The organism is Nocardia implantans, assembly GCF_035544775.1.
Classification (GTDB): Bacteria; Actinomycetota; Actinomycetes; order Mycobacteriales; family Mycobacteriaceae; genus Nocardia; species Nocardia implantans.
In genome coordinates this window covers 428,837-454,316 of sequence record NZ_JAYKYQ010000006.1, presented here as the reverse complement: position 1 = coordinate 454,316, position 25,480 = coordinate 428,837, and the positions used below count along the sequence as shown (strand labels likewise).

The following is a 25,480-nucleotide window of genomic DNA, read 5'->3' as shown; positions in this document are numbered from 1 at the left end:
CCGGTCAGACCCAGTTCTCGATCCAGTACTTCCAGATCCGCGGCGCGTAGGCCTCCAGCGGCGGCACCCTGATGTCGGTGCCGGCCAAGGCCGCGCTGGTGTGCCTGCAATCGAACCAGCAGGCGAATTCGCTGTGCTCCAGCACGTCCAGCGGCACGCCGACCCGGGGCAGCAGCCAGTTCACGCCGGGGACCCGCAACATCATGTCCAGGGTGCGTTTTGGCATCACCTCGACCAGGTGTGGCGCCCCCGCCTCGTCGGCGAACAGGTTCAGCGCGTCGACCGCGCTCTGCCTGCGCGGATCCACCAGGTGATAGGCGATCTTGTCAGAGCCGGGGCGATGCGCGATGTGATCGAGGGCGCGGGCCACGAAATCCACCGGCACCATGTTTGTCTCGCCCAGTTTGGGCACCAGCACCGGCAGCAGCCTCGGCAGTTGCGCGCCCATGCGCAGCAGGCGGAAGAAGTAGTACGGGCCGTCGATCCGATCGATCTCGCCGGTCCTGGAATGCCCGATCACGATCGATGGCCGGTAGATGCGCCAGCGCAGCGACGATTCCCGCACCATCCGCTCGGCCTCGAACTGCGCGCGCTGCATCGGGGTGGCCAGCGTCTGGCCGTGATCGAACATGTCCTCGGTGAACAGCCCTTCGCTGGACCCGGCCACCTCCACGGTCGAGACGTGGTGCAGCAGGCCGACGCCAAGTTCCTCGGCGACGTCGACCAGGTTCCTGGTCCCGCCGCCGCGCTCGGTCAGGTCGTAGCCCGCGGCCAGATGGAAGACGTGCTCGATGGCGCCGCGATGCCGGGCCAGCCAGGTCGGATCGATGCCGAGCCCCGGGGCGCCGAGATCGCCGCGTACCAGGCGGACGCGGTCGCCGCCGGCCCATTCCCGCGCGCAGCAGGCGAACCGGTCGGCCGAGGCATCGCCCGGCCGCACCAGCACGTGGATGTCACCCTCGCGTTTCAGGAGCTCAGGGATGAGAAAACGACCGATGAACCCAGTTGCCCCGGTAACCAGGTAAGTCATAGCCGATGAACATAGTCGCCTGCCGGTCGCTACGTTCCGGCGGGCCGATCAGTCGGCGAAGACGGCCTTGCGCTTGGTGAGCATCGCGGTGGCGCCCTCGATGAAATCGGGGGAGCGCAGCAGCTCGGTCTGCCCCGCCTTCTCGGCGGCCAGCGCCGCGTCCAGCGAGGTCAGCGTGGCCTGGTTCAGCGCCTGCTTGGTGAGCTCGAGCGCGCGGCGCGGACCCGTGGCGATCTTCTCGACCCCGGCCTCGACCGCGGCGTCGAGTTCGGCGTCGGGGACGACGGCGGTGAACAGACCGGCGGCCGCGGCTTCCCTGGCGGGCAGCCGTTCGCCGAGCAGCGCCATCCGCGCCGCCAGCGGGCGGCCCGCGGCCGCGGCGACCAGCGCGGCCGCCCCGCCGTCGGGCATCAGGCCGATGTTGATGAAGGCCAGCAGCAGGTAGGAGTCCTCGCTGGCGTAGACAAGGTCGGCGGCCAGCGCGATGCCGACGCCGACGCCCGCCGCGGCGCCACGGATCCGCACGATCACCGGGACCGGCGCGTCGACGATGGCGCGCACCAGCCGGTTCGCCGCGTCCATCACCATGTCCGAGGTGATGCCACGCTGCGCCTCGTCCGCGCTCGCGGACAGATCGGCGCCGGTGCAGAAATCGCCGCCTTCGCCGGTCAGTACGATCGCCCGCACCGCGCGGTCGTCCGCCGCCGCGTGGAAGGCGTCCCCGAGCGCGACCATGGTGTCGTAGTCGATGGCGTTCTTCCGCTTGGGGTTGGTGATCGTGATCCGCAGCACCTTGCCGTCCTGGACCGCGGTGAACTTCGCGGCGGAGGGCGCGGCCGGGGCCGCGGAATCGTTGTTGCTCACGTTTGCTCCTAAGCTGCAATTCGGCGGGCGCCAGGCCGTGAATAGTGGTTAACTTTGCGAATTGTGGTTAACTTAGGGTCCAGTGACGGGCGCTGTCAACCAGCGCCGCCGGAGAACGGAGAGGTGCATGGTCGCGGATCGCAGCGAGATCGATCTCGCTCCCGCGCGCCCCGAACCGGGCAGGCGGGCGGGCGCGCCTTCGGTGCGCCGCCGTCCGAAGGACCGCAAGGTGCAGATCATCCGGGCCGCCGCACGCGCGTTCAGCGAACGCGGGTACTACCCGGTCGGCGTCGATGAGATCGCCGCCGAGGTCGGCATCTCCGGTCCCGCCCTCTACCGGCATTTCACGAACAAATACGCGCTGCTGGTCGCCGCGGCGGAGGAAGGCGCGCGACACCTGCTCAGCGTCGCGGAGGGAGCCGACGACGCGCGGCTGGACCCGCAGCGGCGCGCGGACGCGCTGATTCGCGCGATCAGCGAGCACACCGTCGAGATCCGCCGCGAGGCCGGGCTCTACCGCTGGGAGCGGCGCTATCTCGAGCGGGACGATCGCGTCCGGATCAAGAAGATCTACGACGACCTGAACAACACCCTCGCGGCGCCGATCGCGCTGCTGCGCCCCGAGGCGCCGCCCGCGGACGTGGCGATGCTGGCCGCGGGCGTGCTCAGCGCGATCGCCAGCATCGCCGCGCACCGCACCGCGCTGTCGAGCGCCCGGCTGCTTCCGCTGCTGCATCAGATGTCCTGGGCCATCCTGCGCACCGACCTGCCTCCCGCGCCGGCGGAACCCGATCCAGGGCCGCCCGTTCGCGGCATCCCGGTGACCTCCAAGCGCGAACAGTTGCTCACCGAGGCCATCCGGATCTTCGGCAGGCAGGGCTACCACGAGGCGAGCATCGAGGAGATCGGCGCCGCGGTCGGCATCAACGCCTCCAGCGTGTACCGGTACTTCGCGAGCAAGGCCGACCTGCTCGCCGCGGCCTTCCACCGCACCGGCGACCGGCTGGCCATCGCGATCACCGAGGCGCTGGCCGAAGCGACGAGCCGGGCGGACGCCGCGCGGAATGTGGCCGAGCGCTACGCCAAGCTGAGTTTCGCCATGCCCGAGATCATGGCGGTGTACTACGCCGAGTTCGGCAATCTGCCGCAGGCCGAGCAGCACAAGCTGCGCGCCATCCAGCGGCAGAACGTGCTGGAGTGGGCCAACCTGCTCGACGGCGACCCGGTGGAAGCGCGTTTTCGGGTGCACGCCGCCATCAGCCAGGTGATCGATGTGGGCAGACTGATCCGATTCGATTCCCGGCCAGCGCAATTGGCCCGGGTGACCGCGCTCATGGACGCGGTGCTGCTCGCCGAACAGGCAGAGCCGCACAACCACCGCGATTGACCCCGCACCTCGCAACCCGTGACCGAACTCCGAGGCTGCCGCAGACCTATGCGGTCCTTGTCGACAACGTCCTCTGGCCGCCGACTCAACTCATCGGGTTGGCCACGGGAGGGCAGGCAAGCGTCGGCGGGACCAACAACTACAACTCACACACCGCGCTGAAAGCGTTGAACGAGTTGGGCTTCGCCACGTTCGAGCGGGTGGAATACGACGCGCACGGGGCCGTAGTAGTCCGCGAAAGCCGGAAGCGCGCCTAGCCCTGCGCTCAGGGGCGGCGGCCGTGCCGGATGCGGAAGATCGTCCTGGCCAGGCGGAGGTGGCGTGGGTGCCGATCGAACGTGGACAGGTTCACCGGCGCCTGGTACCGCTTGCGGGTGATGGCCAGGGTCCGGCTGAACTCGCGCAGCCCCTGGTCGCCGTGGCTGTGGCCCTGGCCGTATTCGCCCACGCCGCCGAAGGGCAGCGCGGGGATGCCCGCGTAGGCGGTCGAGGAGTTGATGGTCACCACACCGACGCGCAGTTGCTCGGCGAACGCTTCGATCTCGTGCACGTCCCTGGTGAACACCGACACCGCGACGTCGGTGCCCACCGCGTTGATCCGCTCGGCGGCCTCGTCCATGCTCGCCACCTTGTTCACGATCAGCACCGGGCCGATGCCCTCGCCGGTGATCGCGATGCTCTCCTCGGGCACCTCGGCCAGCACGATCGGCTCGATGTAGGGATCGCGGATGGAGTCGAGCCCGCCGACCACCGCGCGGCCGCCGCGCGCCACCGCGTCGCGCACCTGCCTGCGCACCACCTCGACCTGTGACTCCATGATCATCGGGCCGTAGGACGCCTTCCGGTCCGCGCCCGGCCGCAGCTTGCGCGCCTGGTCCGCGACCAGGTCCAGGAAGCGGTCGTAGACCGACTGGGCGACGTAGGCGCGCTGGATGCCGGTGGCGTTCTGCCCGGCGTTGGCCATCGCGCCGAACACGGCGGCCTCGGCGGCGTCGTCCAGCTTGGCGTCGACGTGCACGACCATGCTGCCCTTGCCGCTGCGCTCGACGACGACCGGCGTCATGGTCTGCGCGCACACCGAGATCACCTCGCGCGCGCCCGCCTCGGAACCGGCGTAGGCGATCTTGTCGAGCTTCGCCCGGCACAGCGCGGTCCCGGTGGCCTTGTCTCCCGTGACCACTTGCAGCACCGGCTGGTTCGGCGCGAGCCGCGACCAGCTGTCGGCCAGCCACACGCCGACGCCGGTGGTCAGCTCGTGCGGCTTGAACACCACGGCGTTGCCCGCCGCCATCGCATAGGCGATCGAACCCATCGGGGTGAATACCGGGTTGTTCCACGGGCCGAGCACTCCGACGACGCCCAGCGGCAGATAACCGACCGAGGCGCGCTGATTGCGGGTGAGCCAGTTGGAACCGATGCGCCGCCTGCCCAGCGCGCGACCCGCGTTGCGCGCGGCCCAGTCCAGGTCCTCCACCGCGAGCATCACCTCGATCGCGGCGTCGGCCACCGGCTTGCCGGTCTCCTCGCACAGTAGGGTGACCAATTCGCCGGAGCGCCGGGCGATCTCGCGTTTCCAGTCCAGCAGCCACCGCTTGCGACTGCTGAATCCGAGTTCGGCCCACCACTTTTCGGCGGATCGGGCCGCGCGCACCGCGCGATTCAGTTCGCTCGCGCTCATCACGGCGTAGTTGCCCACGACCTCGCCGGTGCGCGGATCATAGGACGTCAGGACGTTCGCAGGGCCCGTTCCGCCCGGACGCGCCGCCAACCGTGACTGCGCGGACTCGGCCATGATCACCTCTCGCAGTGTCGAAACCAGCCTGCGGACCGCTGAGTGGGGCCACAGCCGCGGACGAGTGAGTGTTTTCCCCCGCAAAGCAGACTATGGTCTCGCGCAGCGGACCGACAAGGCTCGGCCGCGGCTCGGCGTCCGTACCGGATCGCGCTCACCAGCGCCGATTCTTCGCCTGGCGAACGGGCAGCGAGAAATGTGAGTAAGGACACAATGGGCGTGCCTCGGTGCGGGTACCTCACGCGACGCGGAAGTCCGGGCGATCGGGCCGGTAACATCACGCCGAGCGCGACGGATCACCAATCCGAGCGTGCGCCTGCGCTCTGGGCGACCTGGTCGCCGCACCGGCCGATAGTGGAGAGTTGATGCCGAGTTCCAACCAAGCAGATTCGCATGCGAGTGAGCCTGCGGTCCGGGTAGCGGACGTCCGCAAGTCGTTCGGCGATGTGCATGCGCTGCAGGGCGTCAGCTTCGTCGCCGAACGCGCCTCCGTGCTCGGCATCCTAGGGCCCAACGGCGCGGGCAAGACGACCATGGTGAAGGTGCTGTCCACGCTGCTGCGCCCCGATTCGGGCACCGCCGTCGTCGCCGGGCACGACGTGCTGAAGGACCCGGCGGGCGTGCGCCGATCGATCATGATGACCGGTCAGTACGCGGCGCTGGACGAGAACCTCTCCGGCCGGGAGAACCTGGAGCTGTTCGGCAGGCTGATGGGCCTGGGCAAGTCCGCGGCCCGCAAGCGCGCCGACACCCTGCTGGAGGAATTCGATCTGGTGAGCGCGGGCCGCCGCGCCGTGCGCCACTACTCGGGCGGTATGCGCCGCCGCGTGGACATCGCCTGCGGCCTGGTGGTGCGTCCCGAGGTGGTGTTCCTGGACGAGCCGACCACCGGTCTGGACCCGCGCAGCAGGCAGGGCGTATGGGATCTGGTGACCGCGCTCAAGACCCAGGGCATCACGGTGCTGCTGACCACGCAGTACCTGGAGGAAGCCGACGTGCTCAGCGACAACATCATCGTCATCGACAAGGGCACGGTGATCGCGGAGGGCACCGCCGACGAACTCAAGGAGAAGACCGGCGGCAGCTACTGCGAGGTCGTCCCCCTGGACCAGAAGAAGCTGCGCACCGCCGCCTATGCCCTCGGCGACCTGGTGCCGCCCGCGGTGCTGGCCGACATCGACGGCGGTGACCGGCTGTCCATCCCGGCGCCGGAGGGAGCCGCCACGCTGACCGAGGCGTTGCGCAGGCTCGACAGCGCCGGCGTGGAACTGGCCGACATCGCGCTGCGCCGTCCCTCGCTCGACGACGTGTTCCTGTCCATCACCGGCCACTCGGGCGGGCGAGCGTGACCGCTGCGACCGCCCCGGAGCACGTCCGAGCCGACGTGACCTTGTTCGCCGAGCTGCCCGCGGCGCGGCTGTCGTCGTTCGCGCAGTGGCGCGCGCTGACCGGCCGCATCGTGCGCACCATGGCGACCAAGGGCGAGCTGATCGTCGCCGCGGTCACGCCGCTGATCTTCACCCTCGGCTTCTATCTGCCGTTGCGCTATGTGATGAAGATCCAGGGCGTCGACTACGCCCAGTACGTCATGCCGATCATCGTGTTGCAGACCATGGCCTTCACCATGATGTCGAACGCGCAGCTGGCCGCGTTCGAGGCGATGACCGGCCTGAGCACCCGCCTGCAGACCATGCCGATCGGGACGCTGGTGCCGTTCACCTCGCGCATCTGCGCCGGGCTGGTCCGCTCGGTGACCTCGCTCACCGCCGCGGTGCTGTTCGGGCACCTGATCGGCTTCCGCTTCGTCGCTGGCACCGGCCAGGCCGTGCTGTTCTGCGCGTTCTCCCTCGCGGTCGGCACGGTGCTCGCGATCGGCGCAGACGGGCTCGGCAGTCTGACCAAGAGCCCGGAGTCGCTGAGTCAGGCGCTGACCCTGCCGACGCTGATTTTCGGCATGCTTTCCTGCGGGTTCGTGCCCGAGCGCAACTTCCCGGAATGGATTCGCCCGTTCGTGCGCAATCAGCCGATCTCCCAGTTCTCCTTCGCGTTGCGCGATATGGCGGCCGACGGCGTGACCTGGCAGGTGCTGTGGGTGCCGCTGGTGTGGTTGATCGGGCTGGCGGCGGTGTTCACCCCGTTGGCGATCTGGGCGAGTGTGAGGCGGTCATGAGTTCGGTGGAATCGACCGTGGAGCGCACCGCGCCGCAGGCCGAGCAGGCGGAGGTGCGCGCGAGCGAACCGCTGCCCGTGGTCCGGGCGAAGCCGGAAGGTTCGCTGGTCACCTGGGTGGTGCAGAGCCTGATCCAGTGCAAGCGGCTGCTGCTGGTCTGGGCGCGTGATCCGGCGACGACCATCCAGACGCTGGTGTATCCCGCGCTCACCTTGGTGATGTTCTACATCGTGCTGAACAAGCCCGTCTCCGGTGCGACCGGCATGCCCGCCGTGTACGGGACGGTCCCGTTGCTGACGCTGGTCGCGGCGATGTCCGGCGCGGTGGTCAGCGCACTCGGCTTCAAGACCGAGAAGATGACCGGATTGCTCGGCCGGTTCTGGACGATGCCGGTGCACCGCGCGGCGGGCTTCACCGGCCGGTTGCTCGCCGAGGCCATCCGGGTCCTGGTGACCACGGTGTTCGTCGTCGCCGTCGGTCTGCTGCTCGGCTTCCGATTCGAGCAGGGTCCGCTCGCGGGGCTGGCGCTGATCGGCATCCCGGTGCTGTTCGGGGTGGCGTTCGCCGTGCTGGTCACCGCGCTGGCCACCGTGTCCGAGGGCGTCATGCTGGTGAACATCATCGGCATGATCAGCACGCTGCTGATGTTCTTCAACTCGGGTTTCGTTCCGGTCTTCGCCTACCCGATCTGGTTGCAGGACGTGGTGGCGCATCAGCCGATGAGTTGCGCGATCGACGCGATGCGCGGGTTGTCCTACGGCGGCGCGGTCGCCGACCCGCTGCTCGAGACGCTGGCTTGGACGATCGGGATGATCGTCGTCTTCGCCTACCCCGCGATCAGGGGTTACCGGCGGGCCGCGGAGACGGGGCCGTAACCACCCACGTCGCCGTCCGCCGGGTCAGCCAATCCGGCGCACGACGTCTTCCCGCGGTTCGGCGAAGTCGTAGTCCAGCCAGCGGTCGCGGTTGGTCCAGCCGACCAGGTCGTAGCGCCAGCGGAACGGCCAGGTGTGCGCGACCGTGTTGAACAGCACCGCGCCGAGCGCCGCGTAGTCGTCGTGGGCGGACAGCAGAGCGCGCTGACCGCGCGGTGACGCGCTGAAGAACGCGTCGAACATGGCGACGGACTGCTCGGTGGTGAGCCTGCCGAGGCCGTAGAGGCCGCGCATCCGCATCCAATACACCAGTCGCGCGCGCGGCGGCCAGAGCGCGGCGATCGGGTCGCGGCCTTCCATCAGCGCGGCGACCGCGGTGTCCACCAGCGCCAACGAGTCGGCGACGCTGTAGCCGGTGCACGGGTGCATCATGCCGCCGCGCGAACCGAACGGAATCGCGCGCGCCTCGCCTCTGCGCGGCGGCGGCTGGTCCAGCGGGTAGTGCGCCGCCTCGCTCGGTTCGGCGCCGTTGAGCCGGATGCCGTGCGCGGCCAGCCGCGCGAGCGTGCGTTTACGCAGTTCGTGCTGCGGCATGCCGCCCCGGAGACCGAGGCTGGTCTCCTCGAAGATCACCGTGCCGTCGCCGAGCGGCACCGCGTAGAGGAACGACGGCGGCTCGTCCGGGCCCGCGCCGTTCTCCGGCCGCCAGTCCAGCAGCAAGCCCTCGCCCTCGGTGATCATCGGGGCGGCGGTCTCGGCGTCGACGAAGATGCCGTGCGCGCTCGCCGCCCTGCGGCGTCCCAGCGAGGGCAGCCCACGGGCGTCGAACACCGCCGCCGCCCGGTGCACCGCGCCGTCGGCGAGTTCGACCTCGTGCGCGTCCACCCGCGTGGCGCGGCCCGCGACGACGGTGGCGTCATCGAGCGGCAGTGCCGCCCGCAGGCCCGGTTTGGACAGCACGCAGTAGGGACGCTCGATGCGATGCTCGGTCTTCGTCCATACCGTCGGCGCCGGGATGGTCGTCGCGATCGCCGTGGCGGGCAGCCATCGCGGCAGCTCGTCCACCCAGCAGGAGAAGGTGGGCGGCCACAGCCGTTCCGGGCGTGGGTCGATCGCGGTCACCGACAGCCCGGCGTTCATGGCGCGGTGCGCGAGCGCCCGCCCGGTGGGACCGAGCCCGACCACGCACACATCGACTTCCCGGTCCGCGCTGACACCCATACGGGCATTCAATCCGTTGGGACGACGGCAGCGCAACTATTCCGCGCTCCTGGGCCCAAGGAATCGGGGGCTCGCTATTTCGGGATCGGATCGATATGGAGCAACGATAATTCCGCTTTTCGATGCCTGCCCCCAGAATTGGTGGCCCAGCAACTTCAGTCGTGAATCGGCTCGGGACAGACCCTAGCCTGAGCTCGGAACGCGAGGCGTACCGGGATTCGGGATAAGGGGAGTCATGAGAGGAAGCCACCTCCGCCGGCTGATGTTGTCGGCGGTCGTCGCCGTGGCCGCCGCGTCGGCGATGATTTCGACGCAGGCCTCGGCCGCGCCGGCGGAGTCTTCCATTGTTTCCGTGCAGGAGCACAATGCGCGGAGCCTGACATTGACGGTGCATTCCGCCGCGATGGATATCGACATTCCGGTGGAGGTGCAGCGCGCCGCGGACACGAGCGTGCCACGGCCGGTGCTGTATCTGCTGCTCGGCGCGGCCGGTGGCGTCGACGGCTCCACCTGGGCAACGAAGACCGACGCCATGCAATTCCTCGCGGACAAGAACGTGCACGCGGTCACGCCGATCGGCGGCATGTTCAGCTACTACGCGGACTGGGAGAAGGACGACGCCAGACTGGGCCGCCAGAAATGGCGCACCTTCCTGAGCAGCGAACTGCCCCCGCTCATCGACGCGTACCTCGGGACCAGCGGGCGCAACGCGCTCGCGGGCTTCTCGATGTCGGGGACCACGACGCTCGCCCTCGCCGCGACCACGGGCGGGTTGTTCTCCAGCGTCGCGGCCTACAGCGGTTGCGCGCAGACCAGCGATCCGGTCGGCCGCGAGTTCGTCCGGCTCACCGTCGAGGAATGGGGACTGGCGGAGCTGGACAACATGTGGGGTCCCGCCGGCGCACCGCAATGGGCGGCCAATGATCCTTACGTGCAGGCGGAGGGATTGCGCGGAAAATCCATCTACATCGCCAGCGGTAATGGCATGCCCGGCGTCTACGACCGATACGGCGGCAAATACTCGCTGAACGGCCCATGGGGTTTCGCGAATCAACTGGTCGTCGGCGGCGTGATCGAAGCGGCCACCAATTACTGCTCACACAACATGAAAGACCGGCTCGACAGCCTCGGTATCCCCGCGCGCTACAACTTCCGCCCGGAAGGAACTCATTCCTGGGGCTACTGGGAGGACGCGCTGAAGGATTCCTGGCCGACGCTGGCCGCTGGATTGGGAATCTGATCGGTCGGGAATTCGAGATGACTGTTCGTACCAGGGCCGCGCGCGTCGTCGGCCTCATGATGGCCGCGGCCTGCGTGGCGCTGTCCCACGCGCCGAGCGCGGCCGCCGCACCGGAGACACCGGCGCTGGACGGCGCCAACGACTGGACCTGCGAGCCGACACCGGCGCGACCGGAGCCGGTGGTGCTCGTGCACGGCTCCGGCACCGATATCGGCCGCAGCTTCCCGCTGCTCGCCCCCGCCATCCGAGCCGAGGGGCATTGCGTGTTCGCCGCGAACATCGGCGCCGCGCCCGGCGTGGTCGACGCGGTGAGCGGGCAGAGCGGCTCCAGTTCCACCGGCATCGGGCCGATCGGCGCCGCACTGCTGGGCCGCGCGGTCTACGGCGTGGCCGACATCGACCGGATGGCGGGCGAGCTCGCCGAGGTCGTGCGGTCCGTGCGGGAGGCTACGGGCGCGAGCCGGGTGGCGCTGGTCGGCCACTCCACCGGCGGCACCGTGATCCGGCAGTATCTGCGCGCCCGCGGCGGCGATGCGGTGTCCCAGGTGGTGACGCTCGGCACCCCGTATCGCGGCACTACCTGGGGCGGATTGCGCGCCGGCTATCCGGACCTGGCCGCGCTCGGCTTGGGGGACGCGCAGATCGCCGCCCAGGTCTTCGGGACTCCGGGGCAGCAGCAAGTGGTCGGGTCACCGCTGCTGAACCGGCTGAACGCGGGAGGCGAGACCGTGCCGGGTCCCCGGTACACGGCCATCGCCTCCCGCGCCGACCAGGTGATCACGCCGCAGGACACCGCCCTGCTGGCCGCACCCGCCCCCGCCGACCGCAACGTGTGGCTGCAGGACGGATGCCCCGGCGACGCGGCCGACCACAGCGGCATGCTCGAAGACCCGCGCGCCACCGCCGCCGTGCTCTCCGCGCTGGCCGGAGATCGGCGGACGCTGCCCTGCTGAGCGCACCTGCGGCCGGATGAGATCACGAGACGAGATGGAGAACCGCGGTGGCCCTCGGCATCACCTGTAGCGGGCTGCGCCGCGAATACGCCGGCGTCGCGGTGGTCGACGACGTGACGTTCCGTGCCCCCGCGGGCCGGGTCACCGCGGTGGTCGGGCCGAACGGCGCGGGGAAGACGACGCTGCTGTCGATGCTCGCCGGCCAGTTACGGCCGCACCGGGGGCGGCTGCGCGTGGAGGACGCGGATCCGAGCGTCGAGCCGTGGGCGGTCCGCGCCAGGGTCGGCTGGGTCCCCGACGTGTACGAGGGCAGCGAGACCTGGTCGGTCGCCGAGGTGGTGGAGTTCTCGGCGAAGGTCGCGGGGCACAGCGGGGACGCGGCCGAGGAACTGGTCGATCGGGCATTGCATCTCGCGCGCTTGGCGGCGTCCTCGGCCACGCCCGTGCTGCGGCTGTCCCGCAGCGAGAAGAAATGGCTCGGCCTGGCCAAAGCGCTCGCCGCCGGTACGACGGCGCTCGTGCTCGACAATCCCATGGCCGACTTGGACGACGACGGCCGTCGCTACCTGGCCGGAATGCTGCGCGCTCTGGCGCGGCAGGACATGACGATCGTCGTCTCGGCTTGCCTGGAAGACGATCTCGCCGGATGCGCCGAGCACATCCTGCGCATCGATCGGGGCCGTGTCGTCGCGGGGTGAACGAACCCGCTCCCGCGCAGTAGGAGCCGAAGCGTCGGCGGGACCGGCCGCGCGGGGGTCGCCGGTGACTACTTGGGCGTGACCCAGGTCGTGATATCGGCGTGCACCACTTCCAAGCCGTGCTTGTCGTAGATCGACACCGGCACCACCAGCTCGCGGCCCTCGGTGATGCTCGCGAAGTCGGGAATCTCGGCCAGCTTCGCGACCGCCCGCAGTCCGGTCTCCGCCTTGGCCAGGTACCGCACGTTCATCGCCTTGGGGATCCACCGGTGCGTCGCGGGCACGGTCGCCTCGCTGAGCATGCCCATCGCCACCTCGGCCAGGTTGCACGCCGCGATGGCGTGGAAAGTGCCCAGATGGTTGTGGATGCCGAACCATTTGGGCGAGGTGACCTCGCACAACCCCGGTTCGAGCCGGACCACGTTCGGCAGCACGGTACCGAAGTACGGCACCCTGGCCACCATTCCCAGCGAGAACAGGGCATGTCCCAGCCGGTTGTCCGGCAGCTTCTTCCAGCCGCGATAGGTCACGGTCTCTTTCGTCATGGCGGCTATCTTACTCAGAAGTAAGTTTGTCTCGGGCCCCACTGATTTGAAGTGGCCCACGGGGGTCGTGCATACTGTTCGGGTTGCCTTGCACCGGGCCATGCCTGTTTCTCCGTGAAACTGCTGGTCGGGCAGGGCGAGCAGTACCCATCGTGTACCTCGCCGGGTTTCTGGCGTGGGTACGTCCGGGACAGTGTTCCAGGTCTGAGATACGTTGCGATCCGAGGCCGAGGAATGAGCGGACGGGCGACACGCCCGACCGCGTGGACCGGAGAACCATGACAGATGAACAGCGGCGAGGATCGGGCATGCCCGGTCATGGTCTCCACCGTGTGGGACGTCTTCGTGTGTTCGGGCTGTGCAAATGAGGGTGGTCCAGAGGACTGGTGTAGCCGGGCTTCGGATCACGAAGGAAAGCGGAGAAAAGGACACTTAGCGTGGCGGGACAAAAGATCCGCATCAGGCTCAAGGCCTATGACCACGAGGCGATCGACGCTTCGGCGCGCAAGATCGTGGAGACGGTGACCCGCACCGGGGCACGCGTCGTCGGCCCGGTGCCGTTGCCGACCGAGAAGAACGTGTACTGCGTCATCCGTTCGCCGCACAAGTACAAGGACTCGCGCGAGCACTTCGAGATGCGTACGCACAAGCGCCTTATCGACATCCTCGACCCGACGCCGAAGACGGTGGACGCGCTCATGCGCATCGACCTGCCGGCCAGCGTCGACGTCAACATTCAGTGACGGGGACTCGAGACATGACTGACAACAAGAACAGGCCTGCCGCCGGCATCCTGGGCACCAAGCTCGGCATGACCCAGGTCTTCGACGACAACAACCGTGTCGTGCCCGTGACCGTCATCAAGGCCGGGCCGAACGTCGTCACCCAGATCCGCACCGTGGAGCGCGACGGCTACAGCGCCGTCCAGGTCGCCTTCGGCGCCATCGACCCGCGCAAGGTGACCAAGCCGGTCTCCGGTCAGTTCACCAAGGCCGGGGTCACCCCGCGCCGCCACGTCGCCGAGATCCGCGTCGCGGACGCCTCCACCTTCGAGGTCGGCCAGGAGATCAACGCCGACGTGTTCGAAGAGGGCACCTACGTCGACGTCACCGGCACCAGCAAGGGCAAGGGCTTCGCGGGCACCATGAAGCGCCACGGCTTCCGTGGCCAGGGCGCCTCGCACGGTGCGCAGGCCGTGCACCGCCGTCCGGGTTCGATCGGTGGCTGCGCCACTCCCGGCCGCGTGTTCAAGGGCATGCGCATGTCGGGCCGGATGGGTAACGACCGGGTCACCACGCAGAACCTGTCGGTGCACAAGGTGGACGCCGAGAACGGCCTGCTGCTGATCAAGGGAGCGATCCCGGGTCGCAAGGGCGGCGTCGTGATCGTCAAGAGCGCCGTGAAGGGTGGTGCGCACGCATGACGAGCCTCGAGAAGAAGGCCAACCTGACGCTGCCGGTCAAGGAGATCGGCGGCAAGACCAACGGCACCGTCGACCTCCCCGCGGAGATCTTCGACGTGACCGCCAACATCGCGCTGATGCACCAGGTCGTCGTGGCCCAGCAGGCCGCGGCCCGCCAGGGCACGCACGCGACGAAGACCCGTGGCCAGGTCTCCGGCGGCGGCAAGAAGCCGTACCGGCAGAAGGGCACCGGTCGCGCCCGCCAGGGTTCGACCCGCGCGCCGCAGTTCACCGGCGGTGGCACCGTGCACGGCCCGCAGCCGCGCGACTACACCCAGCGCCTGCCCAAGAAGATGAAGGCCGCCGCCCTGCGTGGCGCCCTGTCCGACCGGGCGCGCAACGAGCGCATCCACGTGATCACCGAACTGGTGGCCGGGCAGACCCCGTCCACCAAGACCGCCAAGAGCTTCCTGGCCGAGCTGTCGGACCGCAAGAAGTTCCTGGTCGTGGTGGGCCGCGAGGACGTCGCCGCGTGGAAGAGCGTGGCGAACCTGCAGAACGTGCACCCGATCGCTCCCGACCAGCTCAACACCTACGACGTGCTCAACAGCGACGACGTGGTGTTCAGCGTCGAGGCGCTCAACGCGTTCGTGCACGGCCCCGCGGAGTCTCCGCAAGACACTGCGGCGATTGCACAGGAGGAGAGCAAGTGACCACCATCGCCGACCCCCGCGACATTCTGCTGGCGCCGGTCATCTCCGAGAAGTCCTACGGACTGATCGAGGAAGGCACCTACACCTTCCTGGTGCACCCGGACTCGAACAAGACGCAGATCAAGATCGCCGTGGAGAAGGTCTTCGGTGTGAAGGTGACCAGCGTCAACACCGCCAACCGTCAGGGCAAGCGCAAGCGGACCCGCTTCGGTTACGGCAAGCGCAAGAACACCAAGCGCGCGCTCGTGACCATCTCGGCCGACAGCAAGCCCATCGAGATCTTCGGAGGCCCGGTCGCGTAAGCGCCCGGGAGTCCAGAAAGCAGAGAAGAACTCATGGCAATCCGTAAGTACAAGCCGACTACGCCGGGCCGTCGCGGCTCCAGCGTCTCGGACTTCGCCGAGATCACCCGGTCGACCCCGGAGAAGTCGCTGCTGCGCCCGCTGACCAAGTCCGGCGGCCGCAACGCCCACGGCCGGATCACCACCCGGCACCGCGGTGGCGGGCACAAGCGCGCCTACCGCCTGATCGACTTCCGTCGCCTGGACAAGGACGGGATCCCGGCCAAGGTCGCGCACATCGAGTACGACCCGAACCGCACCGCCAACATCGCGCTGCTGCACTTCGTGGACGGCGAGAAGCGCTACATCATCGCCCCCAAGGGCGTGACACAGGGCACCCGCATCGAGTCCGGCCCGACGGCCGACATCAAGCCGGGCAACAACCTGCCGCTGCGCAACATCCCGACCGGTACCACCATCCACGCGGTGGAGCTGCGTCCGGGCGGCGGCGCCAAGCTGGCCCGCTCGGCCGGCATGAGCATCCAGCTGCTGGGCAAGGAAGGCCCCTACGCCACGCTGCGTATGCCCTCCGGTGAGATCCGTCGCGTCGACGTGCGCTGCCGCGCCACCGTCGGCGAGGTCGGCAACGCCGAGCAGTCGAACATCAACTGGGGCAAGGCCGGCCGTATGCGCTGGAAGGGCCGCCGCCCCACGGTCCGTGGTGTCGTCATGAACCCGGTCGACCACCCGCATGGTGGTGGTGAGGGCAAGACCTCCGGTGGTCGCCACCCGGTCTCGCCGTGGGGTCAGCCGGAAGGCCGCACCCGCAAGCCCAACCGTCCGAGCGACAAGCTCATCGTCCGCCGTCGCAAGACCGGCAAGAAGCGCTGAAGGAGGAGGTAAGAAATGCCACGCAGCCTCAAGAAAGGCCCGTTCGTCGACGACCACCTCCTGAAGAAGGTGGACGTGCAGAACGAGAAGGGCACCAAGCAGGTCATCAAGACCTGGTCGCGTCGTTCGACCATCATCCCCGATTTCATCGGGCACACGTTCGCGGTGCACGACGGCCGCAAGCACGTGCCGGTGTTCATCTCGGACAACATGGTCGGGCACAAGCTCGGTGAGTTCGCGCCGACCAGGACGTTCAAGAGCCACGTCAAGGAAGACCGGAAGAGCAAGCGGCGATGACGACGACCGAGACTCAGAACCCGACTGCGCGCGCGACCGCCAAGCACGTTCGCGTCACCCCGATGAAGGCACGCCGGGTCGTGGACCTGGTCCGCGGCAAGCGCGTCGAGGATGCCCTCGCCCTGCTGAAGTTCGCGCCCCAGGCCGCGAGCGAGCCGGTCGCCAAGGTCGTCGCCAGCGCCGCGGCCAACGCCGAGAACAACCTCGGCCTGAACCCGGCCACGCTGGTCATCTCGACGGCGTACGTCGACGAGGGCGCCACCCTGAAGCGGTTCCAGCCGCGTGCCCAGGGCCGTGCGTTCCGCATCCGCAAGCGCACCAGCCACATCACCATCGAGGTCGAGAGCATCCCCACCGCCGGTGGAGCCACTCGTAACCGCCGGAAGGGAGGGGCAAAGTAAATGGGACAGAAGATCAACCCCCACGGCTTCCGCCTCGGTATCACCACCGACTGGAAATCGCGTTGGTACGCGGACAAGCAGTACGCGGACTACGTGAAGGAAGACGTCGCGATCCGTAAGCTGCTGGCCACCGGCATGGAGCGGGCCGGCATCGCCAAGGTCGAGATCGAGCGCACCCGTGACCGCGTGCGGGTGGACATCCACACCGCGCGTCCGGGCATCGTGATCGGCCGCCGCGGCGCCGAGGCCGACCGCATCCGCGCCGAGCTGGAGAAGCTCACCGGCAAGCAGGTGCAGCTGAACATCCTCGAGGTGAAGAACCCCGAGTCGGATGCGCAGCTGGTGGCCCAGGCCGTCGCCGAGCAGCTGTCCAACCGTGTGGCGTTCCGTCGCGCGATGCGCAAGGCCATCCAGTCGGCCATGCGTTCGCCGAACGTCAAGGGCATCCGTGTGCAGTGCTCGGGCCGTCTCGGCGGCGCCGAAATGTCGCGCTCGGAGTTCTACCGCGAGGGTCGGGTGCCGCTGCACACGCTGCGCGCCGACATCGACTACGGCCTCTACGAGGCCAAGACCACCTTCGGTCGCATCGGCGTGAAGGTCTGGATCTACAAGGGCGACATCGTCGGTGGCAAGCGTGAGCTCGCCGCCGCTGCCGCCGCGCCCGAGCGTCCGCGCCGGGAGCGGCCGAGCCGCCCGCGTCGGTCCGGTTCGACCGGCACCACGGCGACCAGCACCGAGGCCGGGCGCGCCGCCACCGCGGTGGCCGACGCTCCGGCAGAGACACAGGAGGGCTGACGCATGCTGATGCCTCGCAAGGTGAAGCACCGCAAGCAGCATCACCCGGGCCGTTCCGGTACGGCCAAGGGCGGCACCTCGGTGGCGTTCGGCGATTTCGGCATCCAGGCGCTGGAGCCGGCCTACGTCACCAACCGGCAGATCGAGTCGGCGCGTATCGCGATGACTCGCCACATCCGCCGTGGCGGCAAGATCTGGATCAACATCTACCCGGATCGCCCGCTGACCAAGAAGCCCGCCGAGACCCGTATGGGTTCGGGTAAGGGTTCGCCGGAGTGGTGGGTCGCGAACGTCAAGCCCGGTCGCGTGATGTTCGAGATGAGCTACCCGAACGAGGAGACCGCTCGCGAGGCCCTGCGTCGCGCGATGCACAAGCTCCCGATGAAGTGCAGGATCGTGACCAGGGAGGAGCAGTTCTGATGGCTACCGGAACACCGGCCGCAGAGCTCCGCGAGCTCACCGAAGAGGAGTTGGTGGCCAAGCTGCGCGACTCCAAGGAAGAGCTGTTCAACCTGCGCTTCCAGATGGCGACGGGTCAGCTGGACAACAACCGTCGTCTGCGCGTCGTCCGTCACGAGATCGCGCGCATCTACACGGTCATGCGTGAGCGTGAGCTCGGTCTGGCCACCGGACCCGCTGGCAAGGGAGATGCCGCATGAGCGACAAAGCAGAAGGGCAGCGCGGCACCCGCAAGGTGCGGGTCGGCTACGTTGTCTCGGACAAGATGAACAAGACGATCGTCGTCGAGCTGGAAGACCGTAACCGGCACCCGCTCTACGGCAAGATCATTCGCACCACCTCGAAGGTGAAGGCGCACGACGAGAACGAGATCGCCGGCATCGGCGACCGCGTTCAGCTGATGGAGACCCGTCCGCTGTCGGCCACCAAGCGCTGGCGTCTGGTCGAGGTCCTGGAGAAGGCCAAGTAAGCCTTTCTGCCACGGCGTGAAACCCGAAGGCCCGCTTCCCGTTCCGGGAGGCGGGCCTTCGCCGTGTCCGGGCGCGTCCGGGAATTACACTGCGGTACACCCCTGGATCGGTACTGTCGGGTTCGTGTTGCGGGTAGCGATCGAGCGCACCGGCGTCCCGGCCGGACCGAAACCGCGATCGCTGGCGCCGACGGCCGATGCGGAGGTATGAGCGGTGGGGAAAGCGACTCGACCCGACCGGCCCGGTGACCGGGCGCGGCTGCGGGACCATCTGCTGAAGACGCGGATCGCGGGGGATGTCGCGACGCCTCGGGAAGGGAATCTCGCGAACTATCGCAAGATGGTGAACAAAGACCCGGGGTACCAGTTCGGGCTGACGCTGCGGGATTGGACGTTCGCCGAGACCTTGGAGATGATGGCGCGTCTGTGCGGGGTCGGGGCCGATCCGCGTCATACGCGAGGTCCGGACACCATCGACGTCGACCTGACGCTCGACGCGCTCGACGCGATGGGAGAGCGGATCGGGCTCGCGGCCCGCCGCGGGGAGACGGTGATCCTGGCGACCGGGCATCCGGACACGCTGATGGGCGTCTATCGCGCCGTCGAAGACGCGCTGCGGGCGGCGGGCTGTGCGGTGCTCACCCCTGCCGCCGGGTGGTCCTACCGGGCCGGCACGCCCTTCGGTCCGCAGCATCGCGAAATCGTCTACACCTCAGGAGTCGCCGCGCTCGCCGCCGACGGCACGCTGCGGCACACTCACGACCCGCATCCGATGCGGGCGGTTCTGCGGGAACTGCGCGACGCCGCGACCGGCCGATGGCCCGGTCTGGTCATCGCCGACCACGGCTGGGCCGGAGCGGCGGGCGAGGCGGGTATCGACACCGTCGGATTCGCCGACAGCAATGACCCCGCTCTGTTCGCCGGTCAGGCCGAGGGAAAGATCGCGGTCACGGTACCCCTCGACGACGGCGTCCACCCCGGCCACTACCGGCCTCTGACCGCGTATCTGCTCGACCGCGCGGGGCTCGGCGGGTGACCTGACCGTGCGCCGCGATGCCTCGCAGGGTGCACCGTGCAAGTCGTCGCACATCGGCGTTCGCCGGTACCAGCGGCCGATCAGATCGTGGAGGCTCGGGTGGTTGCGCGGATGCGTCCCCCCGTCGATGCGAGGTGGACCGGCCACTATCGTGAGGACGTGACCGATAACAACCGTCTCGACAGTGGGGGTCTGGCGATCGAGAGGGTGGCCGCAGTTGTCGAAGCTGCCGGTGTGGCCGGACGTCAGCTGCGGGAAGTCGTCTACGCGGTCGGCACGGAGGAGCACACGCTCGCTTCGCTGGTGCGGTCGACGGCCGTCCCGCGGCGGACCGTGGAAGAGGTCTTGTCGGCGCTGGGGGACGACCTGGAGTATCAAGGGGAAACCTTCCGGCTGCGCGGCGAGCGGGTGGACAGCTACGCCGCGCGATTCGATTTTCCGCAATTGCGGAGTACCGCGCTGACCGATCCGCTGGCGGCGCGGATGGCGCAGTACGCCGACACCATCCGGATCGTGCGGGACCTGATCGAGCGGGCGCCTGCTTCGCGCCAGGACATCGACCACGTCTCGGCCACAGCGGAAACCGTTGTGCGGCGGGCGCTGTGGATGGATTCCACTTTCGACTTGGCCGGGTCGCGGATTCTCTTCGTCGGCGATCACGATCTCACCTCGATCGCCACCGCGCTGGTGTGCCCGCGGGCGAGTATCACGGTGGTCGATCTGGACGAACGGATTCTCGAGTTCATCGATACCGAGACCGCGCACCTGCCCAACGAGGTGCAGTGCCTGTTCGCCGATCTTCGTCTCGGCCTGCCGACAGCCGCCGCACGGTCCGCCGATCTCGCGGTGACGGATCCGCCCTACACGCCGGAAGGCATCAAGCTTTTCCTCGCCCGAGGTCTTGCCGGCCTTCGCGACAAAGAGAATTCGCGGATTCTCATGGCTTACGGCTTCAGCGCACGGCAACCCGCCTTGGGGCTCAAGGTGCAGAACACCGTCCGCGATCTGCATCTGGCGACCGAGGCGATGCTGCCGAGATTCAACCGGTATCTCGGTGCGCAGGCGGTCGGGAGTTCGGCCGATTGGTACGTGTGCAGGCCGACCTCGCGGACCTGGCGTTCGCTCGAGTCCGCGCAGGGCGGCGTCGCTGCGAACATCTATACCCACGGTCCGCAATCCCTCGAAGGAGGTACCGGGCAGCTCGACGGCGAGTTCGTAAAGTACCTGCTGGAGCAGACCACGGGGGAGGCCACGGTGCTGGTCGGCGACGGATGGGGTGGCAGTGCCGAAGGTCGGGCGAAAGTCGGGCTGGACACGTTGCTCGCCAACGGCATACCCGCCGCGCACAGTCGGCGTGGACTCTGCACTGTCGTCGCGAACTTGGCGAAGGACCCCGGCGGCTGGCTGCTGCGGGTCTTGCTGGCCGCCAACTGCCGCGAGGTGGTCGCCGTGGTGCCCGATTCGCATCCCGACGTGCGCGACGCTCGGTCCCTGCAGCGATTGTCTTCGCTGGTATCCGCCAAGTACGCGCTGCGAATCGTCCGAGATACACCGCGAGCCGGATATCTGATCGTGCGGGCGGAGGCGGTCGACGCTGCCGGCCCGGACGACGCGGTCGTCGGTTTCCTGTTGAGCCGTGCGCACGGCAAAGTCGGAAACGTGTGGCGAGACGGGTTGATTCGCCATGCATCAGATGAAACCGAGCTGACCAAGCGGCAGGCGAGAGATCTGGTGCAGACGACGGCGTCGAAGAGCAAGCTGCTCGGACTGCCGCTGATCGAACTCGCCCGCCACGACGTCGCCACGGTGGTGGCGGATGCGCGCGCGTCGATGCACGCACTCGCGCACGGTTGACCGGCGCGGGAGTGATGCGCTCGGAAGGGCTGGTTCGCGGGCGATGGTGGGATCGCAGCGATCAAGACGGGCCGGGTGATCCTTTGGTCTCGTCGGGCCGGGCGATACGCCAGGTATCGCGAACGATCGTTTCGATGTCGGAATGGCGAGGACGCCACGGTAGTTCGTTCGTCGCCTTGGTGGGATCGCTGATGAGGGCGGCCGGTTCCGGCGCAGGCGGCCGGTGGGTGAGCCGGATCCGGCGGCCGGTCTGTCGTTCGACCGCGGCGACGACGTCGAGGATGCTGCTGCCGCGGCCGCTGCCGATGAGGTAGCGCCGCCATTCGCCGTTCGGCGGCATACTTTCGACGCACGCGACGAAAGCGGCTGCGGCGTCGGCGATGTGCAGGTAGTCGCGCACCGCGCTGCCGTCGCCGTTGACTTCCAGAGCCGAGCCGTTCATCGCGGCGGCGAACGCCCGGGGCACCAAACGCGTCGGATCGGGGTCCGCGCCACCGGCTACGTTCGTCAAGCGCAGCACGGTAGCGGACAAGCGACCGGCGCCCGCCTGCGAACTGATCGCCCACTCGGCCGCCAGCTTGCTCGCCGCGTAAGGATGCGGCGGTGCGTCGGGCAGACCTTCGGTCATCGGCTGTCGTTCGGGAGTTCCATATATCGATCCGGTCGAAGCGAAGACGATCCGCGACACTCCGGCGGCGGCCATGGCATCCAGCAACGCGACGGTCCCGCCGGTATTGACGCGAAAGTAGCCCAGCGGATCGGCCGTCGACTCCCGGGCCCGAGTGAGCCCGGCGAGATGGCACACCGCCTCGACCCCCTCCAGCGCTTCGCGCAGCCCGGCCTCGTCCAGCAGGTCGGCGACCCGGGTCACCGCCCGCAGGGCCGAACCCCTCGCGCGCACCATCGCGATCGGCTCGTGCCCGGCCCCGGCCAGCAGTTCCACCACCGCCCGGCCGAGATATCCGTTCGCTCCGGTCACGAGAACTCGCACCACACGATCTTGTCATCGAGTGGGGGTAGCACCTGGACAACGTCCGGCCGGTCGGACTGGTCGAGTAGGCGAGCGGTTCGGTGTTCGGGCAGGCTGGCAGGTCTTGCGCTATACGTATACATCTACTTATAGTGAGATGACGGCCCGGAGGGTCCGGGAGCATCGAATCCGCATCGGTAGAGCGGGCCGGTCCACGGTAGACGCATGCCCACATGCGCACTGATCTATGAAACGGGGACAGTTATGACCAGTGATCCGAACAAGCCGCTTGATGCGGAGACCGTCGAGGCTCCGGCCTACGGCGTCACCATCGTGAAGGAATCGGCCGAGCCGGGCGACGCGGAGGAGCTGCGCCAGATCGTGTTGCGCGTGGGGCCGGGAGGCGGACGGCAGCAGCGGTTCTTCGGCAGGCTGCTCGGCGAATCCCGCGAATACGGCAAAGCCGGGATGAACGTGGTGCGGGTCTATGTGAGCCGCAAGGGCAAATTCGTGGTGCACCGCCGGGAGTCGGACTGGCGCGAAATGTCGGTCGCGATCGACTGGACCGAATGGAAGAATTGGCGCGAGCTGCTGCGGCCGGGCAGCGGCGAGCGTGAGTGGGGCGATTACACGGTGGAGATCGTGGACTCGCCCGCTGAGTTGCGCGGCCGGATTCCGGAGCACATCTACCGGACGGTCGTCGACGTGGCCGAGAACCCGAACTCGCAGGACCTGCAGATCTGAGATACCGCCGCTTTTCCACTTTCCGGAAAGGATCTATTCGCAGATGTTCGCACGACTGGGGGCCGTGGTCGTCCACAATCCGTGGAAGGTGATCGGCCTGTGGGTGCTGCTCGCCATCGCGGTGGTGGCCGCGGCGCCGGAGCTGAAATCCACCACAGACCAATCCGCGTTCCTACCCTCGCATTACGAGTCGATTCAAGCGCTGGAGTTGCAGCAGAAGGCTTTCCCCGACAGCTCGGCTCCCGCCGCGATCATCGTGTTCGCCCGGAAGGACGCCGCGCCGTTGACCGACGCGGACGCCGCCTCGGTCGTCTCGATCGGCAACGGCCTGCGCGAGGCGCAGATCAAGGACGTCATCGGGATACAACCGACGCCGCCGTCACAGAACCGCTTGGTGCAGATCATCGCGGTGCAGATGACGAAGGTGACCAATCCGAACGACACCACGCAGGGCGACGCGGTCAAGGCGCTGCGCAAGGAGTTGAAGGACCGCGTCGCGGGCACCGAGCTGAAGGCGGGCATCACCGGCCAAGCGGCGCAGGTGCTGGATCAGCGGGAATCGGGCGACAAGGGCTTGGCGATCGTCGGAATCGCCACCGTCGTGCTGATCCTGGTGCTGTTGCTGATCATCTTCCGCAGCCCCGTGATCGCGTTGCTGCCGATCGTCGTGATCGGCGCGATCTCCAGCATGGTCAGCGGGTTGATCGCCGTGGTCGCCAAGGCCTTCGACTTGCAGATCGACGCATCGATCAACGCCATCCTGGTGGTCGTGCTGTTCGGCGTCGGCACCGACTACATCCTGTTCCTGATGTTCCGTTACCGGGAGCGGCTGCGAGCCGGCGAGGATTCGAAGACCGCCATGGTCAGCGCCGTCACGCGGGTGGGTGAGGCGATCACGTCGGCGGCGGGCGCGGTGATCATCGCGTTCATGGCGCTGGTGTTGTCCACCCTCGGCATGTTCCGCGCCATGGGACCGGCGCTGGCGATCGCGGTGGCGGTCGCGCTGGCGGCGGGGCTGACGCTGGTTCCCGCGGTGGTCTCGCTGCTGGGCACCAAGGTGTTCTGGCCGTCGAAGGCGTGGCGCACCGAGCCGAAGGGGGCGCGGTTCACCGCGATCGGCAACGCGCTCGGCCGGCGGCCCGGTCTGTTCGCCGCGGTCTCCGGCGGAGTGCTGGTGGTGCTCGGGATCTTCGCCCTGGGGTTCCACCCGACGTTCGACCTCAGCTCCGGATCGACCTCGGAGGCCTCGGAATCCGTCGTCTACAGCAAGGAGCTGGGCAAGGGCCTGCCCGCCGGGACAACCCAGCCGACGGACGTCCTGTTGCAGTCCGGCGCAGGCGAATTGGCGGCCGACCAACTCACCGCCTATCGCGCCGCGCTGGCCGCGGTGCCGGGCGTGGGTCAGGTGGCCGAGCCGAAATTGTCCACGGACAAGTCGATCGCCGACTTCGCGGTGACGCTCGACGCCGCACCGGAATCGGACGCCGCGCTGGACACCGTCTCCGGCCCCCTGCGCGATGTCGCCCATTCGGCCGCGCCCGCAGGCGCCACCGCCGCGGTGGGCGGTCTGACTTCGGTCTTCGTCGACTTCCAAGAGGCGATGGCGCGTGACTACTCGATCGTCTTCCCGGTGGCGGCGATCCTGATCATGATCGTGCTGGGATTGCTGCTGCGCAGCCTGGTGGCGCCGTGGTACCTGATGGCCTCGGTGTTCCTCGGCTTCGCCGCCACGCTCGGCGCCGCGGTGCTGGTGTTCCAGCACTTCCGGGGCGAGACCGGCCTGATCTTCACGCTGCCGGTGATCATGTACCTGTTCGTGGTCGCGCTGGGCACCGACTACAACATCCTCATGGTCGCCCGGTTGCGGGAAGAGGCGCGCGAGGGCAACGAACCGAAACAGGCCGCGGCGCTGGCGGTGCGGCACACCGGCCCGACCATCGCGGCGGCCGGCGTGATCCTGGCGGGCACCTTCGCGTCGATGATGCTCGCGGGCAACAACGTCCTCGCGCAGATGGGCTTCGCCATCTCGGTGGGCATCGCGATCGCCGCCTTCGTCATGGCGATGTTCTTCACGCCCGCGCTCACGGCGCTGATCGGGCACAAGGCGTGGTGGCCTGGGCACGGGGACGAGAAGCCCGGTGGGGCGGGGCGGGAGTCTCGGGAGGTCGTCGGGAGTTCGGTCGGCGAGGGCTGATCGAAGCCGGAGCGTTCACCACCGACGCTCGCGAGATCGGAATAGAGCTGTGCGCCCATATCATTGGGCGCACAGCTTTTCGTTCGATAACGATCGTAGTGCGACGATCACCGATTGCGAAAACTACGGCACTACCCACCCGGTTCGAGTGAAGAGTCGGCTAATGAAGTAGTGGCGCGAGATTTCCTCGTAAGACGTC

28 protein-coding genes are annotated in these 25,480 nt (G+C 68.4%); 22 read left to right on the top strand and 6 right to left on the bottom strand.

The window, feature by feature from the left end:
• Window positions 1-4: 4 nt before the first annotated feature.
• Together U3653_RS17430 and U3653_RS17425 are read right to left on the bottom strand one after the other, a co-directional pair.
• Window positions 5-1,030: an SDR family oxidoreductase gene (locus U3653_RS17430; protein WP_195080328.1), complete on the bottom strand. Its 1,026-nt coding sequence runs from the start codon at window positions 1,028-1,030 to the stop codon at window positions 5-7.
• A gap of 48 nt (window positions 1,031-1,078) precedes the next feature.
• Window positions 1,079-1,894 (bottom strand): enoyl-CoA hydratase, encoded by an 816-nt coding sequence (locus U3653_RS17425; protein WP_195080329.1) that lies wholly within the window; start codon window positions 1,892-1,894, stop codon window positions 1,079-1,081.
• Window positions 1,895-2,021: 127 nt separating this feature from the next.
• Between U3653_RS17425 and U3653_RS17420 the strand changes: the two genes are divergently transcribed.
• The gene (locus U3653_RS17420; RefSeq protein ID WP_195080330.1) at window positions 2,022-3,281 is read left to right on the top strand and encodes a TetR/AcrR family transcriptional regulator; all 1,260 of its coding nucleotides are present in this window, start codon (window positions 2,022-2,024) and stop codon (window positions 3,279-3,281) included.
• A 265-nt stretch (window positions 3,282-3,546) separates the two neighbouring features.
• Here the strand turns inward: U3653_RS17420 and U3653_RS17415 are convergent, their stop codons facing one another.
• Entirely contained in the window at window positions 3,547-5,073 is a 1,527-nt protein-coding gene (locus tag U3653_RS17415) for an aldehyde dehydrogenase family protein (RefSeq protein ID WP_195080612.1), read from the bottom strand.
• 365 nt (window positions 5,074-5,438) lie between these two features.
• Between U3653_RS17415 and U3653_RS17410 the strand changes: the two genes are divergently transcribed.
• From U3653_RS17410 to U3653_RS17400, 3 genes are read left to right on the top strand one after another with little or no spacing between them, the layout of a single operon-like run.
• A complete protein-coding gene (locus U3653_RS17410) occupies window positions 5,439-6,422 on the top strand; it encodes an ATP-binding cassette domain-containing protein (RefSeq protein ID WP_159850590.1) in 984 nt (327 codons plus the stop codon).
• Window positions 6,419-7,243 (top strand): ABC transporter permease, encoded by an 825-nt coding sequence (locus U3653_RS17405; RefSeq protein ID WP_195080331.1) that lies wholly within the window; start codon window positions 6,419-6,421, stop codon window positions 7,241-7,243. Before U3653_RS17410 ends, U3653_RS17405 begins: the two co-directional genes overlap by 4 nt.
• A complete protein-coding gene (locus U3653_RS17400) occupies window positions 7,240-8,118 on the top strand; it encodes an ABC transporter permease (RefSeq protein ID WP_195080332.1) in 879 nt (292 codons plus the stop codon). Before U3653_RS17405 ends, U3653_RS17400 begins: the two co-directional genes overlap by 4 nt.
• A 24-nt stretch (window positions 8,119-8,142) precedes the next feature.
• On the opposite strand, the gene U3653_RS17395 is transcribed toward U3653_RS17400, so the two are convergent.
• Complete coding sequence (locus tag U3653_RS17395) at window positions 8,143-9,339, bottom strand: lycopene cyclase family protein (protein ID WP_195080333.1); 1,197 nt, start codon at window positions 9,337-9,339, stop codon at window positions 8,143-8,145.
• 235 nt (window positions 9,340-9,574) lie between these two features.
• Between U3653_RS17395 and U3653_RS17390 the strand changes: the two genes are divergently transcribed.
• The 3 genes from U3653_RS17390 to U3653_RS17380 are packed head-to-tail and all read left to right on the top strand — an operon-like array spanning window position 9,575 to window position 12,230.
• A complete protein-coding gene (locus tag U3653_RS17390; protein WP_195080334.1) occupies window positions 9,575-10,579 on the top strand; it encodes an alpha/beta hydrolase in 1,005 nt (334 codons plus the stop codon).
• Between the two features lie 17 nt (window positions 10,580-10,596).
• A complete protein-coding gene (locus U3653_RS17385) occupies window positions 10,597-11,532 on the top strand; it encodes a lipase family alpha/beta hydrolase (protein ID WP_195080335.1) in 936 nt (311 codons plus the stop codon).
• A gap of 47 nt (window positions 11,533-11,579) precedes the next feature.
• Window positions 11,580-12,230: an ATP-binding cassette domain-containing protein gene (locus tag U3653_RS17380; RefSeq protein WP_195080336.1), complete on the top strand. Its 651-nt coding sequence runs from the start codon at window positions 11,580-11,582 to the stop codon at window positions 12,228-12,230.
• A gap of 68 nt (window positions 12,231-12,298) precedes the next feature.
• Here U3653_RS17380 and U3653_RS17375 read toward each other — a convergent pair whose 3' ends face one another.
• On the bottom strand, window positions 12,299-12,775 hold the full coding sequence (locus U3653_RS17375; RefSeq protein WP_195080337.1) for a hotdog fold domain-containing protein: 477 nt from the start codon (window positions 12,773-12,775) through the stop codon (window positions 12,299-12,301).
• A gap of 437 nt (window positions 12,776-13,212) precedes the next feature.
• Between U3653_RS17375 and rpsJ the strand changes: the two genes are divergently transcribed.
• The 13 genes from rpsJ to U3653_RS17310 all read left to right on the top strand — a co-directional run bounded on the left by rpsJ (window position 13,213) and on the right by U3653_RS17310 (window position 21,373).
• Complete coding sequence (gene rpsJ / locus U3653_RS17370; protein ID WP_003938093.1) at window positions 13,213-13,518, top strand: 30S ribosomal protein S10; 306 nt, start codon at window positions 13,213-13,215, stop codon at window positions 13,516-13,518.
• A gap of 14 nt (window positions 13,519-13,532) precedes the next feature.
• On the top strand, window positions 13,533-14,198 hold the full coding sequence (gene rplC / locus U3653_RS17365; protein ID WP_195080338.1) for a 50S ribosomal protein L3: 666 nt from the start codon (window positions 13,533-13,535) through the stop codon (window positions 14,196-14,198).
• Window positions 14,195-14,890 carry a 50S ribosomal protein L4 gene (gene rplD / locus U3653_RS17360; protein WP_195080339.1) on the top strand — a complete coding sequence of 232 codons (696 nt, stop codon included), beginning with the start codon at window positions 14,195-14,197 and terminating at the stop codon, window positions 14,888-14,890. The genes rplC and rplD overlap by 4 nt, the downstream gene beginning before the upstream one ends.
• Entirely contained in the window at window positions 14,887-15,192 is a 306-nt protein-coding gene (gene rplW / locus U3653_RS17355) for a 50S ribosomal protein L23 (RefSeq protein ID WP_011207266.1), read from the top strand. Before rplD ends, rplW begins: the two co-directional genes overlap by 4 nt.
• Before the next feature lie 33 nt (window positions 15,193-15,225).
• Window positions 15,226-16,062: a 50S ribosomal protein L2 gene (gene rplB / locus U3653_RS17350; protein ID WP_039795441.1), complete on the top strand. Its 837-nt coding sequence runs from the start codon at window positions 15,226-15,228 to the stop codon at window positions 16,060-16,062.
• A 15-nt stretch (window positions 16,063-16,077) separates the two neighbouring features.
• Window positions 16,078-16,359 (top strand): 30S ribosomal protein S19, encoded by a 282-nt coding sequence (gene rpsS, locus U3653_RS17345; RefSeq protein WP_043719741.1) that lies wholly within the window; start codon window positions 16,078-16,080, stop codon window positions 16,357-16,359.
• A complete protein-coding gene (gene rplV / locus U3653_RS17340; protein ID WP_039795443.1) occupies window positions 16,356-16,760 on the top strand; it encodes a 50S ribosomal protein L22 in 405 nt (134 codons plus the stop codon). The genes rpsS and rplV overlap by 4 nt, the downstream gene beginning before the upstream one ends.
• A complete protein-coding gene (gene rpsC / locus U3653_RS17335) occupies window positions 16,761-17,555 on the top strand; it encodes a 30S ribosomal protein S3 (protein ID WP_067808069.1) in 795 nt (264 codons plus the stop codon).
• A gap of 3 nt (window positions 17,556-17,558) precedes the next feature.
• Window positions 17,559-17,975, top strand: coding sequence for a 50S ribosomal protein L16 (gene rplP / locus U3653_RS17330; RefSeq protein WP_063021258.1), 417 nt, complete (start codon window positions 17,559-17,561; stop codon window positions 17,973-17,975).
• Complete coding sequence (gene rpmC, locus U3653_RS17325; protein ID WP_040864843.1) at window positions 17,975-18,214, top strand: 50S ribosomal protein L29; 240 nt, start codon at window positions 17,975-17,977, stop codon at window positions 18,212-18,214. The genes rplP and rpmC overlap by 1 nt, the downstream gene beginning before the upstream one ends.
• The gene (gene rpsQ, locus U3653_RS17320) at window positions 18,211-18,483 is read left to right on the top strand and encodes a 30S ribosomal protein S17 (RefSeq protein ID WP_043719750.1); all 273 of its coding nucleotides are present in this window, start codon (window positions 18,211-18,213) and stop codon (window positions 18,481-18,483) included. Before rpmC ends, rpsQ begins: the two co-directional genes overlap by 4 nt.
• Window positions 18,484-18,697: 214 nt before the next feature.
• Window positions 18,698-19,519: a phosphatase gene (locus tag U3653_RS17315; protein ID WP_195080340.1), complete on the top strand. Its 822-nt coding sequence runs from the start codon at window positions 18,698-18,700 to the stop codon at window positions 19,517-19,519.
• Window positions 19,520-19,678: 159 nt separating this feature from the next.
• Window positions 19,679-21,373 carry a bis-aminopropyl spermidine synthase family protein gene (locus tag U3653_RS17310; RefSeq protein ID WP_195080341.1) on the top strand — a complete coding sequence of 565 codons (1,695 nt, stop codon included), beginning with the start codon at window positions 19,679-19,681 and terminating at the stop codon, window positions 21,371-21,373.
• 61 nt (window positions 21,374-21,434) lie between these two features.
• Here U3653_RS17310 and U3653_RS17305 read toward each other — a convergent pair whose 3' ends face one another.
• Window positions 21,435-22,364: an NAD-dependent epimerase/dehydratase family protein gene (locus U3653_RS17305; protein WP_195080342.1), complete on the bottom strand. Its 930-nt coding sequence runs from the start codon at window positions 22,362-22,364 to the stop codon at window positions 21,435-21,437.
• Between the two features lie 243 nt (window positions 22,365-22,607).
• Between U3653_RS17305 and U3653_RS17300 the strand changes: the two genes are divergently transcribed.
• On the top strand, window positions 22,608-23,087 hold the full coding sequence (locus U3653_RS17300) for an EXLDI protein (protein WP_195080343.1): 480 nt from the start codon (window positions 22,608-22,610) through the stop codon (window positions 23,085-23,087).
• A gap of 43 nt (window positions 23,088-23,130) precedes the next feature.
• Window positions 23,131-25,281: an MMPL family transporter gene (locus U3653_RS17295; RefSeq protein WP_195080344.1), complete on the top strand. Its 2,151-nt coding sequence runs from the start codon at window positions 23,131-23,133 to the stop codon at window positions 25,279-25,281.
• Window positions 25,282-25,480 lie beyond the last annotated feature (199 nt).